We start from the raw sequence: 15,114 nt of genomic DNA on the forward strand, positions 1-15,114 counted from the left end.
ATGAGCCTTGAAACGCTCGCCCGTGTGACCGACAATCCAACCGTCAGGCTGCCCGCCGTGGCCACCTGAACAAGCCCTGACCTCTCCGAGGGTCGGCGCTCCTACACCACGCCGCGGGGCACTATCCAGCCGAGGGTCGGCTTTACGCCCATCTCGTTCGCAATAGGCGCCCAAAGAAGCACCGCCAATTCATCTTGCTGATTAGGAAACTCGGCAGCCCAACCGATGCGCTTTCCGGCGGCACGGTTCATTGAGGACAGATGCCTGATGGGTTTGAACTGTCCCACAAAGCCGGCCTCCTTTACCGCGCTGCTCTGAAAGCGCACGCCGTCAGGGATCGCGACTGTCAGCATGCTTGCCCCAGTGAAAACCGTCGACGCGATGTGTCTTGCGCGATCTATGCTCTGCAGAAATCTGGCTGGCCCAAGAACGTGACGGTCCCCAAGTTCGAACCGCAGGGCAAGCTAGCAGCTGTAAAACAATGTTTTGGGAATTTCCGTCCAGCCAAATGGCTCAAGTATATCATCCAAGTGTTCATCCAAGTGTTCATCCAAGTGTTCATCCAAGCTTGAACGGTCCATGCGGCGTCTCAAGGATGACAGCCAAGGTCCGCTCTGTCAGCAAGTCGCGCCGCAAAACAAAAAAAGCGGCCCGCCCCGGACCGCTTCATCTTCTTCGTTCCCGAAATACTCCGGGGGTGCGGGGGCAGAGCCCCCGCGTCGCGGGACGCAAGCCTCAGCCGATGGCCGCGGCGCGCACGTCGTCGTCGATCTTGTCGGCATATTGCGCGAAGTTGTCGCTGAACATGCCGACCAGCTTGGCCGCCTGCGCGTCATAGGCCGAAGCGTCGGCCCAGGTCTGGCGCGGGTCCAGCAGCTTCTCGTCGACGCCGGGCACCGAGACCGGAACCTCGAAGCCGAAATTCGGATCCTTGCGGAACTGCGCATCGTTCAGCGAACCGTCCAGCGCGGCGGTCAGCAGCGCGCGCGTCGCCTTGATCGGCATGCGCTTGCCGGTGCCGAAGGCGCCGCCGGTCCAGCCGGTATTCACCAGCCAGCAATTCGCGCCGGTCGCCTTGATCTTTTCCTGCAGCAGCTTGCCATAGACTTCCGGGCGGCGCGGCATGAAGGGCGCGCCGAAGCAGGTCGAGAAGGTCGGGGTCGGCTCGACCACGCCCACTTCCGTCCCCGGCGTCTTCGAGGTGAAGCCCGACAGGAAGTGATACATCGCCTGCGCCGGGGTCAGCCGCGCGATGGGCGGCAGCACGCCATAGGCATCGCAGGTCAGCATGATGACATTCTTGGGCATCCCGCCAAGGCTGTCGACCGATGCGTTCGAGATCTGGTCCAACGGATAGGCGCAGCGCATGTTGTCGGTGATCGAGTTGTCCTCGAAATCCAGCACCAGCGTTTCGGGATCATAGACCATGTTCTCGATCACGGTGCCGAACTTGCTGCAGGTCGCAAAGATTTCCGGCTCTGCCTCGGCCGACAGGTTGATCGTCTTGGCGTAGCAGCCGCCTTCAAAGTTGAAGATGCCGTGATCCGACCAGCCATGTTCGTCATCGCCGATCAGCACGCGCGACGGATCCGCCGACAGCGTGGTCTTGCCGGTGCCCGACAGGCCGAAGAAGATCGCGCTGTCATCGGGGTTGCCGATGGCGTGGTTGGCCGAGCAATGCATCGGCATCACGCCTTTTTCCGGCAGGATGTAGTTCAGCAGCGTGAACACGGATTTCTTGTTTTCGCCCGCATAGGCGGTGCCGCCGATCAGGATCAGCTTGCGATCGAAGTTCAGCGCGATCACGGTTTCGCTGCGGCAGCCGTGCTTGACGGGATCCGCCTTGAAGCTGGGGCAGTTGATGATGGTGAATTCCGGGGCGAAGCTTGCCAGCTCGGACGCCTCGGGGCGGCGCAGCAGGTGGCGGATGAACAGGTTGTGCCATGCCAGCTCGGTCACGACGCGCACGTCAAGACGCAGCGCCGGGTCGGCACCGCCAAACAGGTCCTGCACGAAATAATCCTTGCCCTTCATATGGGCCAGCATGTCGGCATAAAGCGCGTCGAATGCCTCGGGGGCCATGGGCTTGTTGTTGTCCCACCAGATCGACTCCTCGACCGAGGCGGTGCGCACCACATGCTTGTCCTTGGGCGAGCGGCCGGTATGCGCGCCGGTCGAGACAAGGAACGTGCCGCCAAGGCCCAGCTTGCCTTCGCCGCGCTGAAGAGCGGCTTCGATCAGCGCAGGTTCCAGCAGGTTGTAATAGACATTGCCAAGACCGGTGATCCCTTGATCTTCGAGACGGCAATTGGGGTTGACGCGCGGTTCGGACATGTCCTGCTCAGCTCCTGATGATCGTCGGGTGTTGGCTGCCCGACATTTCGACTGTGCTATAGCATGGCAAGTCTATGACGAAAGCGGACATATGGATAGGTTTAGCGCAACCATGCATTGTTCGCGCAAACAAACGGCGATTTGTAAAAATTGGTTAAGGCGCCAAGGCGATATTCCTGTGTTTCTTCATCAAATCCGCGAAGCTGTTTCTGCCCATGGAAGATAAAGACCCTGTCCTGCTGCATGGCTCATGCGTGTCATGGATGAATCGCGGGCTACTGATTCTCGGCGCGTCCGGTTCGGGGAAATCGACTCTGGCCTTGCAACTCATGGCCTATGGCGCGCGGCTTGTCGGCGATGACCGCATCTGGGTCGCCCGCCGCGGCGACCTGCTGATTGCGACATGCCCGCCGTCGATTTGCGGCAGGATCGAGGCGCGGGGCGTGGGCATTCTGGCCGCCGAGGCGCTGCCCGAGGCGCCGCTGGCGCTGGCCGTCGATCTGGACCGCTCCGAGCCTGACCGTCTGCCCGATCACCGAAAACTTGATCTTCTTGGCATTGGGCTGCCCCTTGTGCTGGGGCAGGGACGTGGCCATCTTGCACCAGTGCTGTTGCAATATCTGACTGCCGGACGCGCGGACGGGGCCGGGGCTTGACCCGACTGCCGTGTCGCCGCCTTAAAAGGTCATCTGCCAACCCTGATCCAGCCCGTCGCCATGACACAAGACGCCAAACCCGACGACCAGACGCAAAGACTTGTCCTGATCACCGGCCCCTCGGGTGCCGGACGCTCGACTGCGATCAACGTCTTGGAAGATCTGGGATATGAGGCGATCGACAACCTGCCGTTGTCGCTGGTGCCGCGCCTTCTGGACGGGCCCGCGCGGCCCGTGCCGCTGGCCTTGGGGCTGGATGTGCGCAACCGCGACTTTTCGGCGGCCAATGTCATCGAACTGATCGACCGCCTGACGCGGTTGCCGGATTATGAACCCGAGGTGCTGTTTCTGGACTGCGCCACCGAACAGTTGCTGCGCCGCTTTAACGAAACCCGCCGCCGCCATCCGCTGCGGGCCGAGGGCGCGCCGCTGGACGCGATCCTTGCCGAACGCGACATGCTGGCGCCGATCAAGGCGCGGGCCGATGTGCTGGTCGATACGTCCGAACTGTCGCCGCATGATCTGAAGGCGGAACTGGCGCGCTGGTTCGATACCGATCAGGGGCGGCGGCTGACCGTCTCGGTCCAGTCGTTTTCCTATAAGCGGGGCGTGCCGCGCGGTGTCGATACGATGTTCGACTGCCGGTTTCTGGCGAACCCGCACTGGGAACCGGCGCTGCGGCCCTTGGACGGGCGCGATGCGGCGGTTCAGGATTATGTGGCGGCCGATTCGCGATTCGCCGAATTCTTCCAGCGGATCCTTGATCTGCTGCTTTTCGTCCTTCCGGCACATCTGGAAGAGGGCAAGGCCCATCTGGTGATCGGCTTCGGCTGCACCGGCGGGCAACATCGTTCGGTCACAATGGCCGAAAAAATGGCAGATGCGCTTGCGAAAGCAGGCTGGCAAGTGTCAACTAGACATCGGGAACTTGAACGCCGTCAAAAGGCGCCGGCACCTGCGGATGATGGCCAGTCCTCTGGCCCCCGCGTGGCGTCGGTCGGTTAGCGGCATGACCATGCGTGGTGGGGAAATTTGATCGGAATTGTCATCGTGGCACATGGTGGACTTGCCCGGGAATATCTCTCGGCGGTCGAACATGTCGTCGGGCCACAGGCGGGCATCCGCGCCGTGACGATAGAGGAAAATCATGACAGGAGTGCGAAGCAGGCCGAGATCTGCGACGCAGCCGATTCGGTGGATACCGGGGACGGGGTCGTGGTGGTCACGGATCTGTTCGGCGGATCGCCATCCAATCTGTCGCTGATGGCCTGTCATGCGCGCAATCGCTCGATCCTTTACGGGGCCAATCTGCCGATGCTGGTGAAGCTGGCCAAATCGCGCAAATTGCCTGTCGCCGACGCGGTTTCGCTGGCCAAGGACGCGGGACGGAAATACATCAACAGCTATGATGTGCTTCCTGCCGATATCATCCCCGTCCCAAGCCGCGCTGCCTCATGAATGACATAAGCCCTGCGCCGATCACGCGCGAATTGAAGATCATCAACGAAAAGGGCCTGCACGCGCGGGCCAGTGCCAAATTCGTTGAAACCGTCGAACGCTTCGACGCCCGCGCCACCGTCGAAAAGGACGGGATGAGCGTGTCTGGCGATTCGATCATGGGGCTGTTGATGCTGACCGCCCCGCGCGGCAGCACCATTTCCGTCACGACCAAGGGCGCGCAGGCCAGCGAACTGGCCGAGGCGCTGACCGCGCTTGTCGGCGACTATTTCGGCGAAGGCATGTAAGGGCCGCTCACATGGCCCGCGAAAGCTATCACCACGGCAATCTGCGGCAGGCGCTTGTTCAGGCGACCGTGCATCTGATCGAGGAAAAGGGCCCGCAGGCCTTTACTCTGGCCGAGGCCGCGCGTCAGGCGGGTGTCAGCGCCGCCGCCCCCTATCGCCATTTCGCTGGTCGTGACGAGTTGCTGGAAGAAGTCGCGCGGCATGGCTTTGAAGAGTTCTCGCAGCGGCTTGAAACCGCCTTTTCTGGTGGCAAGCCTACACCGCTTTCGGCGCTGTTTCACATGGGCAAAGCCTATCTGGCCTTTGCGGCGGAACGGCGCGGCTATTACATCGCGATGTTTGAATCCGGCATCTCGATCACCTCGAATTCCGCGCTGACACAGGCAGCGGACCGGGCGCGCGGCGTTCTGGTGACGGCGGCCGAGGAGTTGTTTCGCACCGCACCCGGCGACCAGCGCCCGCCTGCATGGATGGTGGCCGATCATATCTGGGCGCTCAGCCATGGCGTGGTCGAGCTGTTCAGCCGCGGCAAACCCGGTGGACGTTCGCCGATCTCGCCCGAGGATATGCTGGAAAGCGGAACGCTGATCTATCTGCGCGGCCTTGGCGTGATTTCCGCATAAATTTTGCCTGTGACCCATTGAAGGACGGGGCGGGATCTCCATTTATGTAAATGTGATTAACATTCACATCAGAAAGGGAGCCACATGAACACTTACCCCGCCGCACGACCTTCGGTCATGGACCGGATCGGATCGGCTCTGATCGCGGTCCGCGACTGGCTGGATGAACGCGGCAAGGGCGCGTGGATCATCGCGATGATCGCCGCCTTCGTTATCGTCTGGCCGGTCGGCCTTGCCATCCTTGGATATATGATCTGGAGCAAACGCATGTTTTCCTGCCGTCCCCGCACCGACCGCCGCAGCCGCAACGCGGACCGCTTTCAGTCCAGCGGAAATTCGGCCTTTGACGCCTATCGCAGCGAAACGCTGAAGCGGCTTGAGGACGAGCACAACGAATTCGTGGACTTCCTGCAGAAGCTGCGCGAGGCCAAGGACAAGGCCGAATTCGACCAGTTCATGCAGAACCGCAAGGAACCGCGCGACGTTCAGGCGTGACGCAAAAGGGCCGGGGGTTTCCCCGGCCCTTCGTTTTGCAGCCATTCGTCTTGGGGCGCTTCGCTTTGCAGACTGGCGGATCTCAGTAGGAATATTCGCCATAGATGCGGGACAGATCGCCCGCCCATTCGCCCTTGTATTTCGCCAGCAACTCATCAGCGGGAACCTTGCCGGTATCGACGCTTTCGCGCAGCGCGTTCAGGAAATGCGTTTCATCGGGAACCAGACCGCCCTGACCGGGGCGGGCGCGGTTCTTCAGGCCATGTTCGGCGATTTCCAGCACGTCGCGGGCGATGTCATGCAGGTGCAGCCCGTCATATTCCCCCGCAAGCCCGTCACGCGCCGCAGCCACCCGCAGACCGTTGCGCTGTTCGGCGCTCCAGCCGCGGCACAGATCCCATGCCGCATCCAGCGCCGACTGGTCATAGATCAACCCGACCCACAGCGCGGGCAGGGCGCAAAGCCTGCGCCACGGCCCGCCATCGGCGCCGCGCATCTCGATGAATTTCTTGACGCGGGCCTCGGGGAAGACGGTGGTCAGGTGGTCGGCCCAGTCCGACAGGGTCGGGATCTCACCGGGCAGGGCGGGCAGCCGGCCCTTCATGAAATCGCGGAAGCTCTGGCCCAAGGCGTTGATATATTTGCCGTCGCGATAGACGAAATACATCGGCACGTCCAAGACGTAATCCACCCAGCGTTCATAGCCCATGCCGTCTTCAAAGGCGAAGGGCAGCAGGCCCGTGCGGGCATCGTCAAGGTTTTGCCAGATATGCGCGCGCCAGCTTTTCATGCCATTGGGCTTGCCGTCCAGAAACGGCGAATTGGCGAACAGCGCCGTGGCGACGGGTTGCAGGGCCAGCGCCACACGCAGCTTCTGCACCATGTCGGCCTCGGATCCGAAATCCAGATTAACCTGCACCGTGCAGGTGCGATACATCATCTGCGTGCCCAACTCGCCGACGCGACCCATATAGTCGGTCATCAGGCGATAGCGGCCCTTGGGCATCATCGGCATCTGATCCTGCGACCAGATCGGCGCCGCGCCAAGGCCGATGAAACCTGCATCCATCTCATCGGCGACGGATTTCACCTCGGCCAGATGCTGGTTCACCTCATCGCAGGTCTGGTGAATGGTTTCGACCGGCGCGCCGGACAGTTCAAGCTGCCCGCCGGGTTCAAGGCTGATATTCGCGCCGTCGCGTTCAAGGCCGATGATATGCTCGCCCTCGCGGACGGGGGACCAGCCATAGCGCGCGCCGATGCCGTCCAGCATGGCCTTGATGCTGGCCTGACCTTCGGGCGCGTCATAGGGCAGAGGCGCAAGATCGGCGTGACGATAGCCGAACTTTTCGTGCTCGGTCCCGATGCGCCAGCGGTCGCGGGGCTTTTCGCCCGAAGCGATATATTCCGCCAGTTGTTCGGGACGTTCGATCGGGCCGCCGCCCTGTTGAGGAATGGACATCGGTGGCCTTTCTGTGCCTTCATCCGCCACAGGTGGCAATCTGCGGCGCTCAAGTCAAGCGCGCGCGGTCGGTCCTGGTCCAAACGGTCTGGATCGCGGGGCCGTCACCGGACAGCGCATGGGCGATGCGGCCCATATCGACGCCGGGCAGGGCGGCAAAGGCATCGGCCAGCCCTTCGGCCCCCCTGGCATCGACCGGGATCAGCAGCGCCTGCCGATCCAGACTTTTCAGCCGCCAATGCCTGCGCCCGTCCAGTCGCATCAGCCGGATTTCCGACAGATCGCGCAGCGGGATCTCGCCCCCCAGCACGCGGTCGGGCGACAGATAGCGGATCGCGCCTTCGTCCAGTTCCACCACGCCGGGGGCCGAGGCATTGCTGCGAAACCGCATCCGCCGCCGCGCATCCAGCGCCCATGCGCCCGAGGCGGCAGCAATCAGCGCGCCCACCGGCCACAGGATCCAGCCGCCCAGCGAAAACACCCAGATGCCAAAACCCGTCGCGGCCAAGGCGGCAACGGTTTCAGCCCATGGACGCAGTTCGGGGCGGATCAATCACAGCTCCTGTGTCATGTCGCGATGCGCAATGCCCGCGTCCAGATATTCGGGACCATAGGCGGAAAAGCCCAGCTTTTCGTAAAACCCGATGGCATGGGTCTGCGCGCCCAGCTTGGCGCGAGTAATGCCCTGAATGCCCGCCAGTTCCTGCAACGAGGCGCGGATCAGCGCCGCGCCGGTCCCGCTGCCACGCGCGGCTTTCAGCACGGCCACGCGACCGATCTTGCCGGTCGCGCCCTCCAGCAGCAGCCGCGCCGTGCCGATGGGCGCGCCGCTGTCGTCGCGGGCGATCAGGTGGATCGCCTCGCCGTCGCGCCCGTCCCATTCCTCGGCTTCCGGGACGTGCTGTTCGATCACGAAGACCTCGTGGCGGATGGCGCGGCAGGCGGCGATGTCGTCGGTCTTTTCGATCATGCGAAATAACGGTCCAGAATGGTGCGATAGATGGCCGAAAGCTGGCGCACCTGATCTGCGGGCACGCGTTCATCGACCTGATGCATGAAATGACCGACAAGGCCGAATTCAAGCACCGGGCAGTGATCCTTGACGAAACGCGCATCCGAGGTGCCGCCCGAGGTGGACAGGACCGGATCCAGCCCCGTCGCCTGACGCACCACATCGGCCACCAGATCGACGAAGGGGCCGGGCTGGGTCAGGAAGCTTTCGCCCGAAACCTGCGTCTGGATGTCGAAGCCGACCCCGGTTTCGGCCGCGATCGCCGCCGCCTTGTCGCGGATCATCGCATCCAGACCCTCCGAGCGGTGCGCGTCGTTGAAGCGGATGTTCACCGTCGCGCGGGCCTTGGCCGGGATGACATTGCTGGCCGGATTGCCGCAGTCGATGGTCGTGACCTGCAACCCCGAGGGGTCGAAATGCGCGGTTCCCGGATCCAGCGGCTGATCGGTCAGCTGATGCAGCAGCCGCAGCAGCGCATGAAGCGGGTTCTTGGCGCGGTGCGGATAGGCGGCGTGGCCCTGAACGCCCTGCGCCTCGATCTCCAGCGTCATCGAGCCGCGCCGCCCGATCTTGATCATCTCGCCCATGCGGTCGGGGTTGCTGGGCTCTCCGACGATGCAGACATCCATCCGCTCGCCGGTCTGGTCCATCCAGTCCAGCAGCGCGCGGGTGCCGTCGCGGGACGGGCCTTCCTCATCCCCGGTGATCGCCAGCAGGATTGCGCCGTCGGGCGGGGCCTCGGTCACGCGGGCGATGGCGGCGGCGACGAAGGCGGCCACGCCGGATTTCATGTCGGTCGCGCCGCGCCCCCAGATCCAGCCATCGGCCTGATGCCCCGAAAACGGCGGATGCGTCCACGCCGCAATATCGCCCGGAGGCACGACATCGGTATGGCCGTTGAAGCCGAAGCTGCGCGCCGCGCCCTTGGCCCCCCAGCGCGCAAACAGGTTCGGCGTGCCGTTGCGGTCGACGCGGGTGCAGCTAAAGCCCGCCGCCGTCAGCACATCCGCCAGAAGCAGCAGCGCGCCGCCTTCTTCCGGCGTGACCGAGGGACAGCGGATCAGTTGCGCCGTCAATTCGGCAGGGTCTGGGGATCGGGTCATGGGGCCTCCTGTCTTGGCAGGGGTTTACACCGGCAGGCCGCCAAGCTCCAGCGCCCGGCGGATCAGGTTCAGCCCGGTCAGCGTCAGCAGGATCAGCGTCCAGCGGCGGAACTGCACGATGTCCAGCCGGTCATGCGCCAGATAGCCAAGCGCCATGCCGATGACCGCCGGGATCACAAGAATGGCCGAAAAGGGCAGGCTGTCGGCATTCAGCACGCCGGTCTGCAGATGCGCGACGGTCAGGATCGCGGCGCCCAGAAAGAACACCACGCCCTGCACGCGCATCTGTTCTTCCTTTGGCGCGTTGATCGACAGCAGCAGCACGATCAGCGGCGGCCCCCAGATGCCCGCGATGCCGCCGTAAAGCCCGCCGATGATGCCGCTGCCGATCTCGACCCCGCGGCGATGGCGGACGGGGATGACCATGCTGCGCCCGGCCAGTTGCCACAGCGCATAGGCGGTGATCGGCAGGCCCAACAGCCCATACATCAGCCATTGCGGCACCACGGTCGCCAGCCCCGCGCTCAGCGGGATGACGACCAGAAGCGCGCCGATATGCCAGCGATAATCCAGCACCGCCTGCCATGCCGGACGCCAGCCCCGCCGCAGCGCCTGATGGATATTGGTGATCAGCACCGGCAGGATCACCGCGGCCAGCGCCTGCTGCGCCGTCAGGAACGACCCAAGGACCGAGACCATGATGATCGGCATGGCAAAGCCGATTGCGCCTTTCACAAAGCCGGCGGCGACGGTGACAGCGATAGCCGTCCAGAAATGGAAAGGATCAAGGCCGAACATGACCGCCAGTCCTAACCTTTGCCGACGCGGGCGCAAGACGCATATTGCTTGGTTATTTTAGTTCGATATGGTGGTCATATGCGCATGATAGTTGCTTTGACATCTGCGATTGGCTAGAAATGCTGCAATGCCGCATAAGGGACATGCCGATGAAGGACACGCCTGCCATGGCCGATCAGCCAACCGCTTTGCTTCAGGCCGTGAAGGCCGCCGACCCGGCGCTTCAGACGCTGCTGACTGAGGCGACCCAGGCCCTGCGCCACCGTGTCGCGCCCGATGGCAAGCCCGATGCGGCCCTGCTGGACGAACATCAGCACGCCGTGCACGCGCTTTCGTGGCTTGCGACCTATATCGAGGCGCTGCGCCAGCTTGCGGGCTGGGCCGACCGTCTGGCCGCCGAGGACGCGCTTGGCCGGACCGAGGCGCTGATCCTGCAGATCGGCTTCGGCGAATACCTGACCCAGATCGCGGGCGGCATCCCGATGAGCCAGACCGAATTCGCCCGTCTGTCCGATCTGGGGCTGGACTGGCAGCCTGATGACGACCTGCGCCGCCTGATGGCGGGCAATAGCCCGGCAGCCCGTGCCGAGCTGGTGCGGCTGATGCAGGACAACAACCGCCGTGCGACCTTCGGCGCCTCGGGTCTGGACGATGAGCTGGAGATGATCCGCGACCAGTTCCGCCGCTATGCCGATGAACGGGTGATCCCCAATGCGCATGGCTGGCACCTGAAGGACGAGTTGATCCCCCTTGAGATCATCAACGAACTGGCCGAGCTGGGCGTCTTCGGCCTGACCATCCCCGAGGAATATGGCGGGCTGGGGCTGTCGAAAGCCTCGATGGCGGTGGTGACCGAGGAATTGTCGCGCGGCTATATCGGCGTGGGCAGCCTTGGCACGCGCAGCGAAATCGCCGCCGAACTAATCCTGTGCGGCGGAACCGAGGCGCAAAAGGCGGAGTGGCTGCCGGGGCTGGCCTCGGGTCAGATCCTGTCCACGGCGGTCTTTACCGAGCCCAATACCGGCAGCGACCTTGGCAGCCTGCGCACCCGTGCGGTGCGCGACGGCGATGACTGGCTGGTCACGGGAAACAAGACATGGATCACCCATGCGCAGCGCAGCCATGTCATGACGCTTTTGGCCCGCACTGATCCCGACAGCAGCGACTGGCGCGGCTTGTCGATGTTTCTGGCCCGCAAGACCCCCGGCACCGATGATGACCCGTTCCCGACCCCCGGCATGACCGGAGGCGAGATCGAGGTTCTGGGCTATCGCGGCATGAAGGAATACGAGCTGGGCTTTGACGGCTTCCGCATCCGGGGCGAGGATCTTTTGGGCGCCGAACCCGGACGTGGCTTCAAGCAGTTGATGGAAACCTTTGAATCTGCGCGGATTCAGACCGCCGCCCGTGCCGTCGGGGTGGCGCAGTCCGCCTGCGAGATCGGCTTGCAATACGCTTTGGACCGCAAGCAGTTCGGGCGTGCGCTGGTGGCGTTCCCGCGCGTTGCCGACAAGCTGGCGATGATGGCGGTCGAGATCATGATCGCGCGGCAGTTGACCTATTTCAGCGCGTGGGAAAAGGACCATGGCCGCCGCTGCGACCTTGAGGCAGGCATGGCCAAGCTTCTGGGCGCGCGGGTGGCGTGGTCGGCGGCCGACAATGCCTTGCAGATCCATGGCGGCAACGGCTTTGCGCTGGAATATACCATCAGCCGGGTTCTGTGCGACGCGCGCATCCTCAACATCTTCGAGGGGGCGGCGGAAATTCAGGCTCAGGTTATTGCACGCAGGTTACTGGGCTGACGCGAAATTCCCTGCGCGGCTGGACAGTCGGGGGCGTTCGGGCATTATGGCCCCAACATGACAGAACAGAGGCCCAACATGACCCGTATCCTGACCCTTTCTGCCGCGCTTGCCGCCGTGACCGCGCTTGCCGCCTGTGAACCCGCAGCGCCTTCGGATCCGGCCCATAACATCCCGACGGGGCAATATGTGCTGGTCGGCATCGGCTCTGACACCGTGCCGCAGCGCAATGTCGGGCTGACGATCAATGCCGATGGCTCGATCTCGGGTCAGGCGCCTTGCAACCATTACACCGCCACCCAGACCGCCGAGCCGCCGGCCTTCGCGCTGAGCCCGGTGACGAATACCCGCATGGCCTGTTCCGGCCGCGCCGCCGAGCTTGAGAATCGCTATTTCGCCGCGCTGGCACAGGCGAACGGCATCAAATACGAAGGCGGCGTGCTGGCCATCACCGGCCCGACCTATCTGACCTTCGAGCCGGGCTACCGCAAGGACCAGTAATCACGCCTCGCGCGCCAGCAGGCGCGCGACCAGACGACCCCGCGCGGGCGGCAAGGGCTTGCCCGCGTGGAATTCGGCCAGACGGGTTTCCAGAAAATACCCGGTCAGGGCCAGCGCATCCGCAACACCGCCATTGCCGCGACCGCCCAGCAGCGCGGGCAGGGGCAGCAGGCGCGGCGCCCAGTCGCCCGCCGCCTGCGCGCTGACCGCCCGGCCCGAACGCGGGCTGACATAGGCCAGCCCGTCACGGCTGCCCGTGACGGCGCAACTGCCCAGATCCAGCCCGAACCCCAGATCGTCCAGAAGCCGCATCTCCCAGCGCAGATAGGCCTCGGCCCAGGGATCATCCGCATCCATCTGGTCCAGCAACGCCTCGGTCGCGTCGGTCAGGCGCGGGTGCGGATCGCGTTCCGGCAGCGCATAGCTCAACAGCGCCGTCACCGCATTGACCCCGGCCAGCGCATCGGCATTGGCCAGAAGGCCGGGACGGGCGCGGGCCGGCTCGGCGGTGAACGTGCCCAGTTGGTCCTCCAGCCGGGCCCGCCAGCGCAGGCTGACCCGCCCGCCTGGCTGCAACATCGCGGCGCGCTTGGCGCTGGCCCCGCCCGGCACCAGCCCCGAAATCAGCCCGGCATCGCGGGCCAGCACCGTCAGGATCACGGCGTTTTCGCCATGCCTGCGGGTCTGCACCACGCTGGCCTCTCCGTGCCATTCCATGTAAAGCGCCTTTCCTTTGCCGCCACCATGCCGCAGCTTGGTGGCAACCCACAAGGAGCGCGCCATGCTGAAACCCTGGATCCAATCACAAGCAAGACTGGTCGAAATCGCGGCGGGCCGCGCCTTCGCCGATCTGGTGATCCGGGGCGGGCAATGGGTGAACGTCCACACGCGCGAGGTGATCCCCGCCACCGACATCGCCGTGGCCGATGGCCGCATCGCCTATGTCGGCCCCGACGCCGCACCCTGCATCGGCCCTGACACGCAGGTGATCGACGCGGGTGGCCGCTTCATGCTGCCCGGTCTGATCGACGCGCATATGCATGTGGAATCTGGGATGCTGACCCCCGCAGGCTTCGCCGCCGCCGTCATCCCGCATGGCACCACGACGATCTTTCACGACCCGCATGAAATCGCGAATGTCATGGGCCTTGAAGGCGTGAGGCTGATGCGCGACGAATCGCTGTTGCAACCGATCAGCATGTTCACCCAGATGCCCAGCTGCGCGCCCTCGGCCCCCGGTCTGGAAACGACCGGCCAGCCGATCACCGAAGGCGAGGTGGCGCAGGCCATGGGCTGGGACGGCATCATCGGTCTGGGCGAGATGATGAACTTTCCCGGTGTCGCCGCCGGAGATCCGCAGATGCTGGCCGAAATCGCCGCGACCCGCGCGGTGGGCAAGACGGTCGGCGGCCATTACGCCAGCCCGGATCTGGGCCGGCCCTTTCACGCCTATGTGGCGGGCGGTGCGGCGGACGATCATGAAACCACCTCGGAAGCGCAGGGCATCGCGCGGGTGCGTCAGGGCATGGGCTGCATGATGCGGCTGGGCTCGGCCTGGTATGATGTGGAAAGCCAGATCACCGCGATCACCGAAAAGGGCCTCGATCCGCGCTTTTTCATCCTGTGCACCGATGACAGCCATTCCGGCACGCTGGTCCATGACGGGCATATGAACCGCGTGCTGCGCCATGCCATCGACTGCGGCTGCGATCCGCTGGTGGCGATCCAGATGGCCACGATCAACCCGGCCAGCCATTTCGGGCTGGAACGTGAACTGGGCAGCATCACCCCCGGACGGCGGGCGGATATCATCCTGACCTCGGACCTGCACGCGCTTCCGGTCCAGACCGTCATCGCGCAGGGGCAGGTGGTGGCGCAGGACGGGGCTTTGCTGGCCGATTGCCCACGGATCGACTGGCCGGATCAGGCGCGCAATTCCGTCCATCTGGGCCGGATGCTCGACGCGCCCGATTTCGCGGTCGCAGCCACCGATACGGCCTCGACCACCGCCCGCGTCCGGGTGATCGGCGTGGTCGAAAATCAGGCGCCGACCCGCGCGCTCAGTGCCGATCTGCCGGTGCGGGACAGCATGGTGGCGGCGCAGGGCGACATCTGCCATATCGCGCTGGTCGAACGTCATCGCGGCACGGGGGGCGTGGTCAACGGGTTCGTGTCGGGCTTCGGCTATCAGGGGCGCATGGCGATCGCCTCGACCGTGGCGCATGACAGCCACCACATGATCGTCGTCGGCACCTGCCGCGACAGCATGGCGGCGGCGGCAAACCATCTGGGCCAGATCGGCGGCGGCATCACCGTCTTCCGCGACGGCAAGGAACTTGCGACCGTGGCCCTGCCCATCGCGGGCCTGATGTCCGACCGCCCGGCGGATGAGGTCGCCCAATCCGCGCAGGGCATCGTCCGGGCCATGCAGGATTGCGGCTGTCAGTTGAACAACGCCGTGATGCAGCATGTCCTGCTGGCGCTGGTGGTCATCCCGGAACTGCGCATCTCGGATCTGGGCATCGTCGATGTCACGCAGTTCAAGCTGGTGGACCTGCACGTGCCGAACGAAACCTGAGGCGC

At 64.4% G+C, this 15,114-nt stretch carries 17 protein-coding genes; 9 read left to right on the plus strand and 8 right to left on the minus strand.

Translation table 11 applies throughout. The features are described 5' to 3' along the window. Positions 1 to 101: 101 nt before the first annotated feature. Positions 102 to 353: a hypothetical protein gene (locus GL284_RS15590; protein WP_155045573.1), complete on the minus strand. Its 252-nt coding sequence runs from the start codon at positions 351 to 353 to the stop codon at positions 102 to 104. 382 nt (positions 354 to 735) lie between these two features. After that, positions 736 to 2,334 (minus strand): phosphoenolpyruvate carboxykinase, encoded by a 1,599-nt coding sequence (locus GL284_RS15595; RefSeq protein ID WP_155045574.1) that lies wholly within the window; start codon positions 2,332 to 2,334, stop codon positions 736 to 738. Positions 2,335 to 2,549: 215 nt separating this feature from the next. Between GL284_RS15595 and GL284_RS15600 the strand changes: the two genes are divergently transcribed. The 6 genes from GL284_RS15600 (at position 2,550) to GL284_RS15625 (ending at position 5,853) form a co-directional block, all read left to right on the plus strand. Further along, a complete protein-coding gene (locus GL284_RS15600; RefSeq protein WP_155045575.1) occupies positions 2,550 to 2,990 on the plus strand; it encodes an HPr kinase/phosphorylase in 441 nt (146 codons plus the stop codon). A gap of 60 nt (positions 2,991 to 3,050) precedes the next feature. Further along, the gene (rapZ, locus tag GL284_RS15605) at positions 3,051 to 3,995 is read left to right on the plus strand and encodes an RNase adapter RapZ (protein ID WP_155045576.1); all 945 of its coding nucleotides are present in this window, start codon (positions 3,051 to 3,053) and stop codon (positions 3,993 to 3,995) included. Between the two features lie 27 nt (positions 3,996 to 4,022). Beyond that, positions 4,023 to 4,448: a PTS sugar transporter subunit IIA gene (locus GL284_RS15610; RefSeq protein ID WP_155045577.1), complete on the plus strand. Its 426-nt coding sequence runs from the start codon at positions 4,023 to 4,025 to the stop codon at positions 4,446 to 4,448. Then, the gene (locus GL284_RS15615; RefSeq protein ID WP_155045578.1) at positions 4,445 to 4,735 is read left to right on the plus strand and encodes an HPr family phosphocarrier protein; all 291 of its coding nucleotides are present in this window, start codon (positions 4,445 to 4,447) and stop codon (positions 4,733 to 4,735) included. The genes GL284_RS15610 and GL284_RS15615 overlap by 4 nt, the downstream gene beginning before the upstream one ends. An 11-nt stretch (positions 4,736 to 4,746) precedes the next feature. Beyond that, positions 4,747 to 5,358, plus strand: coding sequence for a TetR/AcrR family transcriptional regulator (locus GL284_RS15620; protein WP_155045579.1), 612 nt, complete (start codon positions 4,747 to 4,749; stop codon positions 5,356 to 5,358). Between the two features lie 84 nt (positions 5,359 to 5,442). Then, positions 5,443 to 5,853 (plus strand): DUF2852 domain-containing protein, encoded by a 411-nt coding sequence (locus GL284_RS15625; RefSeq protein WP_155045580.1) that lies wholly within the window; start codon positions 5,443 to 5,445, stop codon positions 5,851 to 5,853. 82 nt (positions 5,854 to 5,935) lie between these two features. On the opposite strand, the gene GL284_RS15630 is transcribed toward GL284_RS15625, so the two are convergent. From GL284_RS15630 to GL284_RS15650, 5 genes are read right to left on the minus strand one after another with little or no spacing between them, the layout of a single operon-like run. Further along, entirely contained in the window at positions 5,936 to 7,315 is a 1,380-nt protein-coding gene (locus tag GL284_RS15630) for a glutamate--cysteine ligase (protein WP_155045581.1), read from the minus strand. Between the two features lie 49 nt (positions 7,316 to 7,364). Further along, a complete protein-coding gene (locus GL284_RS15635) occupies positions 7,365 to 7,868 on the minus strand; it encodes a hypothetical protein (protein WP_155045582.1) in 504 nt (167 codons plus the stop codon). Next, on the minus strand, positions 7,869 to 8,285 hold the full coding sequence (locus GL284_RS15640) for a GNAT family N-acetyltransferase (protein WP_155045583.1): 417 nt from the start codon (positions 8,283 to 8,285) through the stop codon (positions 7,869 to 7,871). Then, positions 8,282 to 9,430: a succinyl-diaminopimelate desuccinylase gene (gene dapE, locus GL284_RS15645; RefSeq protein WP_155045584.1), complete on the minus strand. Its 1,149-nt coding sequence runs from the start codon at positions 9,428 to 9,430 to the stop codon at positions 8,282 to 8,284. The genes GL284_RS15640 and dapE overlap by 4 nt, the downstream gene beginning before the upstream one ends. Before the next feature lie 24 nt (positions 9,431 to 9,454). Continuing rightward, positions 9,455 to 10,228 (minus strand): sulfite exporter TauE/SafE family protein, encoded by a 774-nt coding sequence (locus GL284_RS15650; protein ID WP_155045585.1) that lies wholly within the window; start codon positions 10,226 to 10,228, stop codon positions 9,455 to 9,457. 149 nt (positions 10,229 to 10,377) lie between these two features. Here GL284_RS15650 and GL284_RS15655 point away from each other — a divergent pair, with 149 nt between their 5' ends. Both GL284_RS15655 and GL284_RS15660 read left to right on the plus strand, forming a co-directional pair. Next, entirely contained in the window at positions 10,378 to 12,030 is a 1,653-nt protein-coding gene (locus GL284_RS15655) for an acyl-CoA dehydrogenase family protein (protein ID WP_155045586.1), read from the plus strand. A 78-nt stretch (positions 12,031 to 12,108) separates the two neighbouring features. After that, positions 12,109 to 12,531, plus strand: coding sequence for an META domain-containing protein (locus GL284_RS15660; protein WP_155045587.1), 423 nt, complete (start codon positions 12,109 to 12,111; stop codon positions 12,529 to 12,531). Here GL284_RS15660 and recO read toward each other — a convergent pair whose 3' ends face one another. Next, positions 12,532 to 13,248 (minus strand): DNA repair protein RecO, encoded by a 717-nt coding sequence (recO, locus tag GL284_RS15665; protein ID WP_155045667.1) that lies wholly within the window; start codon positions 13,246 to 13,248, stop codon positions 12,532 to 12,534. Positions 13,249 to 13,312: 64 nt separating this feature from the next. Here recO and ade point away from each other — a divergent pair, with 64 nt between their 5' ends. Beyond that, a complete protein-coding gene (gene ade / locus GL284_RS15670) occupies positions 13,313 to 15,109 on the plus strand; it encodes an adenine deaminase (RefSeq protein WP_155045588.1) in 1,797 nt (598 codons plus the stop codon). The last annotated feature ends 5 nt before the right edge of the window (positions 15,110 to 15,114 follow it).

Origin of the sequence: Paracoccus shanxieyensis (assembly GCF_009711265.1) — a bacterium.
In the GTDB taxonomy this organism is placed as follows: domain Bacteria; phylum Pseudomonadota; class Alphaproteobacteria; order Rhodobacterales; family Rhodobacteraceae; genus Paracoccus; species Paracoccus shanxieyensis.

Excerpts from the sequence above, each read along its gene's own strand:
- GL284_RS15650 (WP_155045585.1), bottom strand. The coding sequence starts at position 10,228 with ATGTTCGGCCTTGATCCTTTCCATTTCTGGACGGCTATCGCTGTCACC.
- dapE (WP_155045584.1), bottom strand. The coding sequence starts at position 9,430 with ATGACCCGATCCCCAGACCCTGCCGAATTGACGGCGCAACTGATCCGC.
- GL284_RS15620 (WP_155045579.1), top strand. The coding sequence starts at position 4,747 with ATGGCCCGCGAAAGCTATCACCACGGCAATCTGCGGCAGGCGCTTGTT.
- GL284_RS15625 (WP_155045580.1), top strand. The coding sequence starts at position 5,443 with ATGAACACTTACCCCGCCGCACGACCTTCGGTCATGGACCGGATCGGA.
- ade (WP_155045588.1), top strand. The coding sequence starts at position 13,313 with ATGCTGAAACCCTGGATCCAATCACAAGCAAGACTGGTCGAAATCGCG.
- GL284_RS15615 (WP_155045578.1), top strand. The coding sequence starts at position 4,445 with ATGAATGACATAAGCCCTGCGCCGATCACGCGCGAATTGAAGATCATC.
- GL284_RS15655 (WP_155045586.1), top strand. The coding sequence starts at position 10,378 with ATGAAGGACACGCCTGCCATGGCCGATCAGCCAACCGCTTTGCTTCAG.
- GL284_RS15660 (WP_155045587.1), top strand. The coding sequence starts at position 12,109 with ATGACCCGTATCCTGACCCTTTCTGCCGCGCTTGCCGCCGTGACCGCG.
- GL284_RS15595 (WP_155045574.1), bottom strand. The coding sequence starts at position 2,334 with ATGTCCGAACCGCGCGTCAACCCCAATTGCCGTCTCGAAGATCAAGGG.
- GL284_RS15600 (WP_155045575.1), top strand. The coding sequence starts at position 2,550 with ATGGAAGATAAAGACCCTGTCCTGCTGCATGGCTCATGCGTGTCATGG.
- recO (WP_155045667.1), bottom strand. The coding sequence starts at position 13,248 with ATGGAATGGCACGGAGAGGCCAGCGTGGTGCAGACCCGCAGGCATGGC.
- GL284_RS15590 (WP_155045573.1), bottom strand. The coding sequence starts at position 353 with ATGCTGACAGTCGCGATCCCTGACGGCGTGCGCTTTCAGAGCAGCGCG.
- GL284_RS15630 (WP_155045581.1), bottom strand. The coding sequence starts at position 7,315 with ATGTCCATTCCTCAACAGGGCGGCGGCCCGATCGAACGTCCCGAACAA.
- GL284_RS15640 (WP_155045583.1), bottom strand. The coding sequence starts at position 8,285 with ATGATCGAAAAGACCGACGACATCGCCGCCTGCCGCGCCATCCGCCAC.
- rapZ (WP_155045576.1), top strand. The coding sequence starts at position 3,051 with ATGACACAAGACGCCAAACCCGACGACCAGACGCAAAGACTTGTCCTG.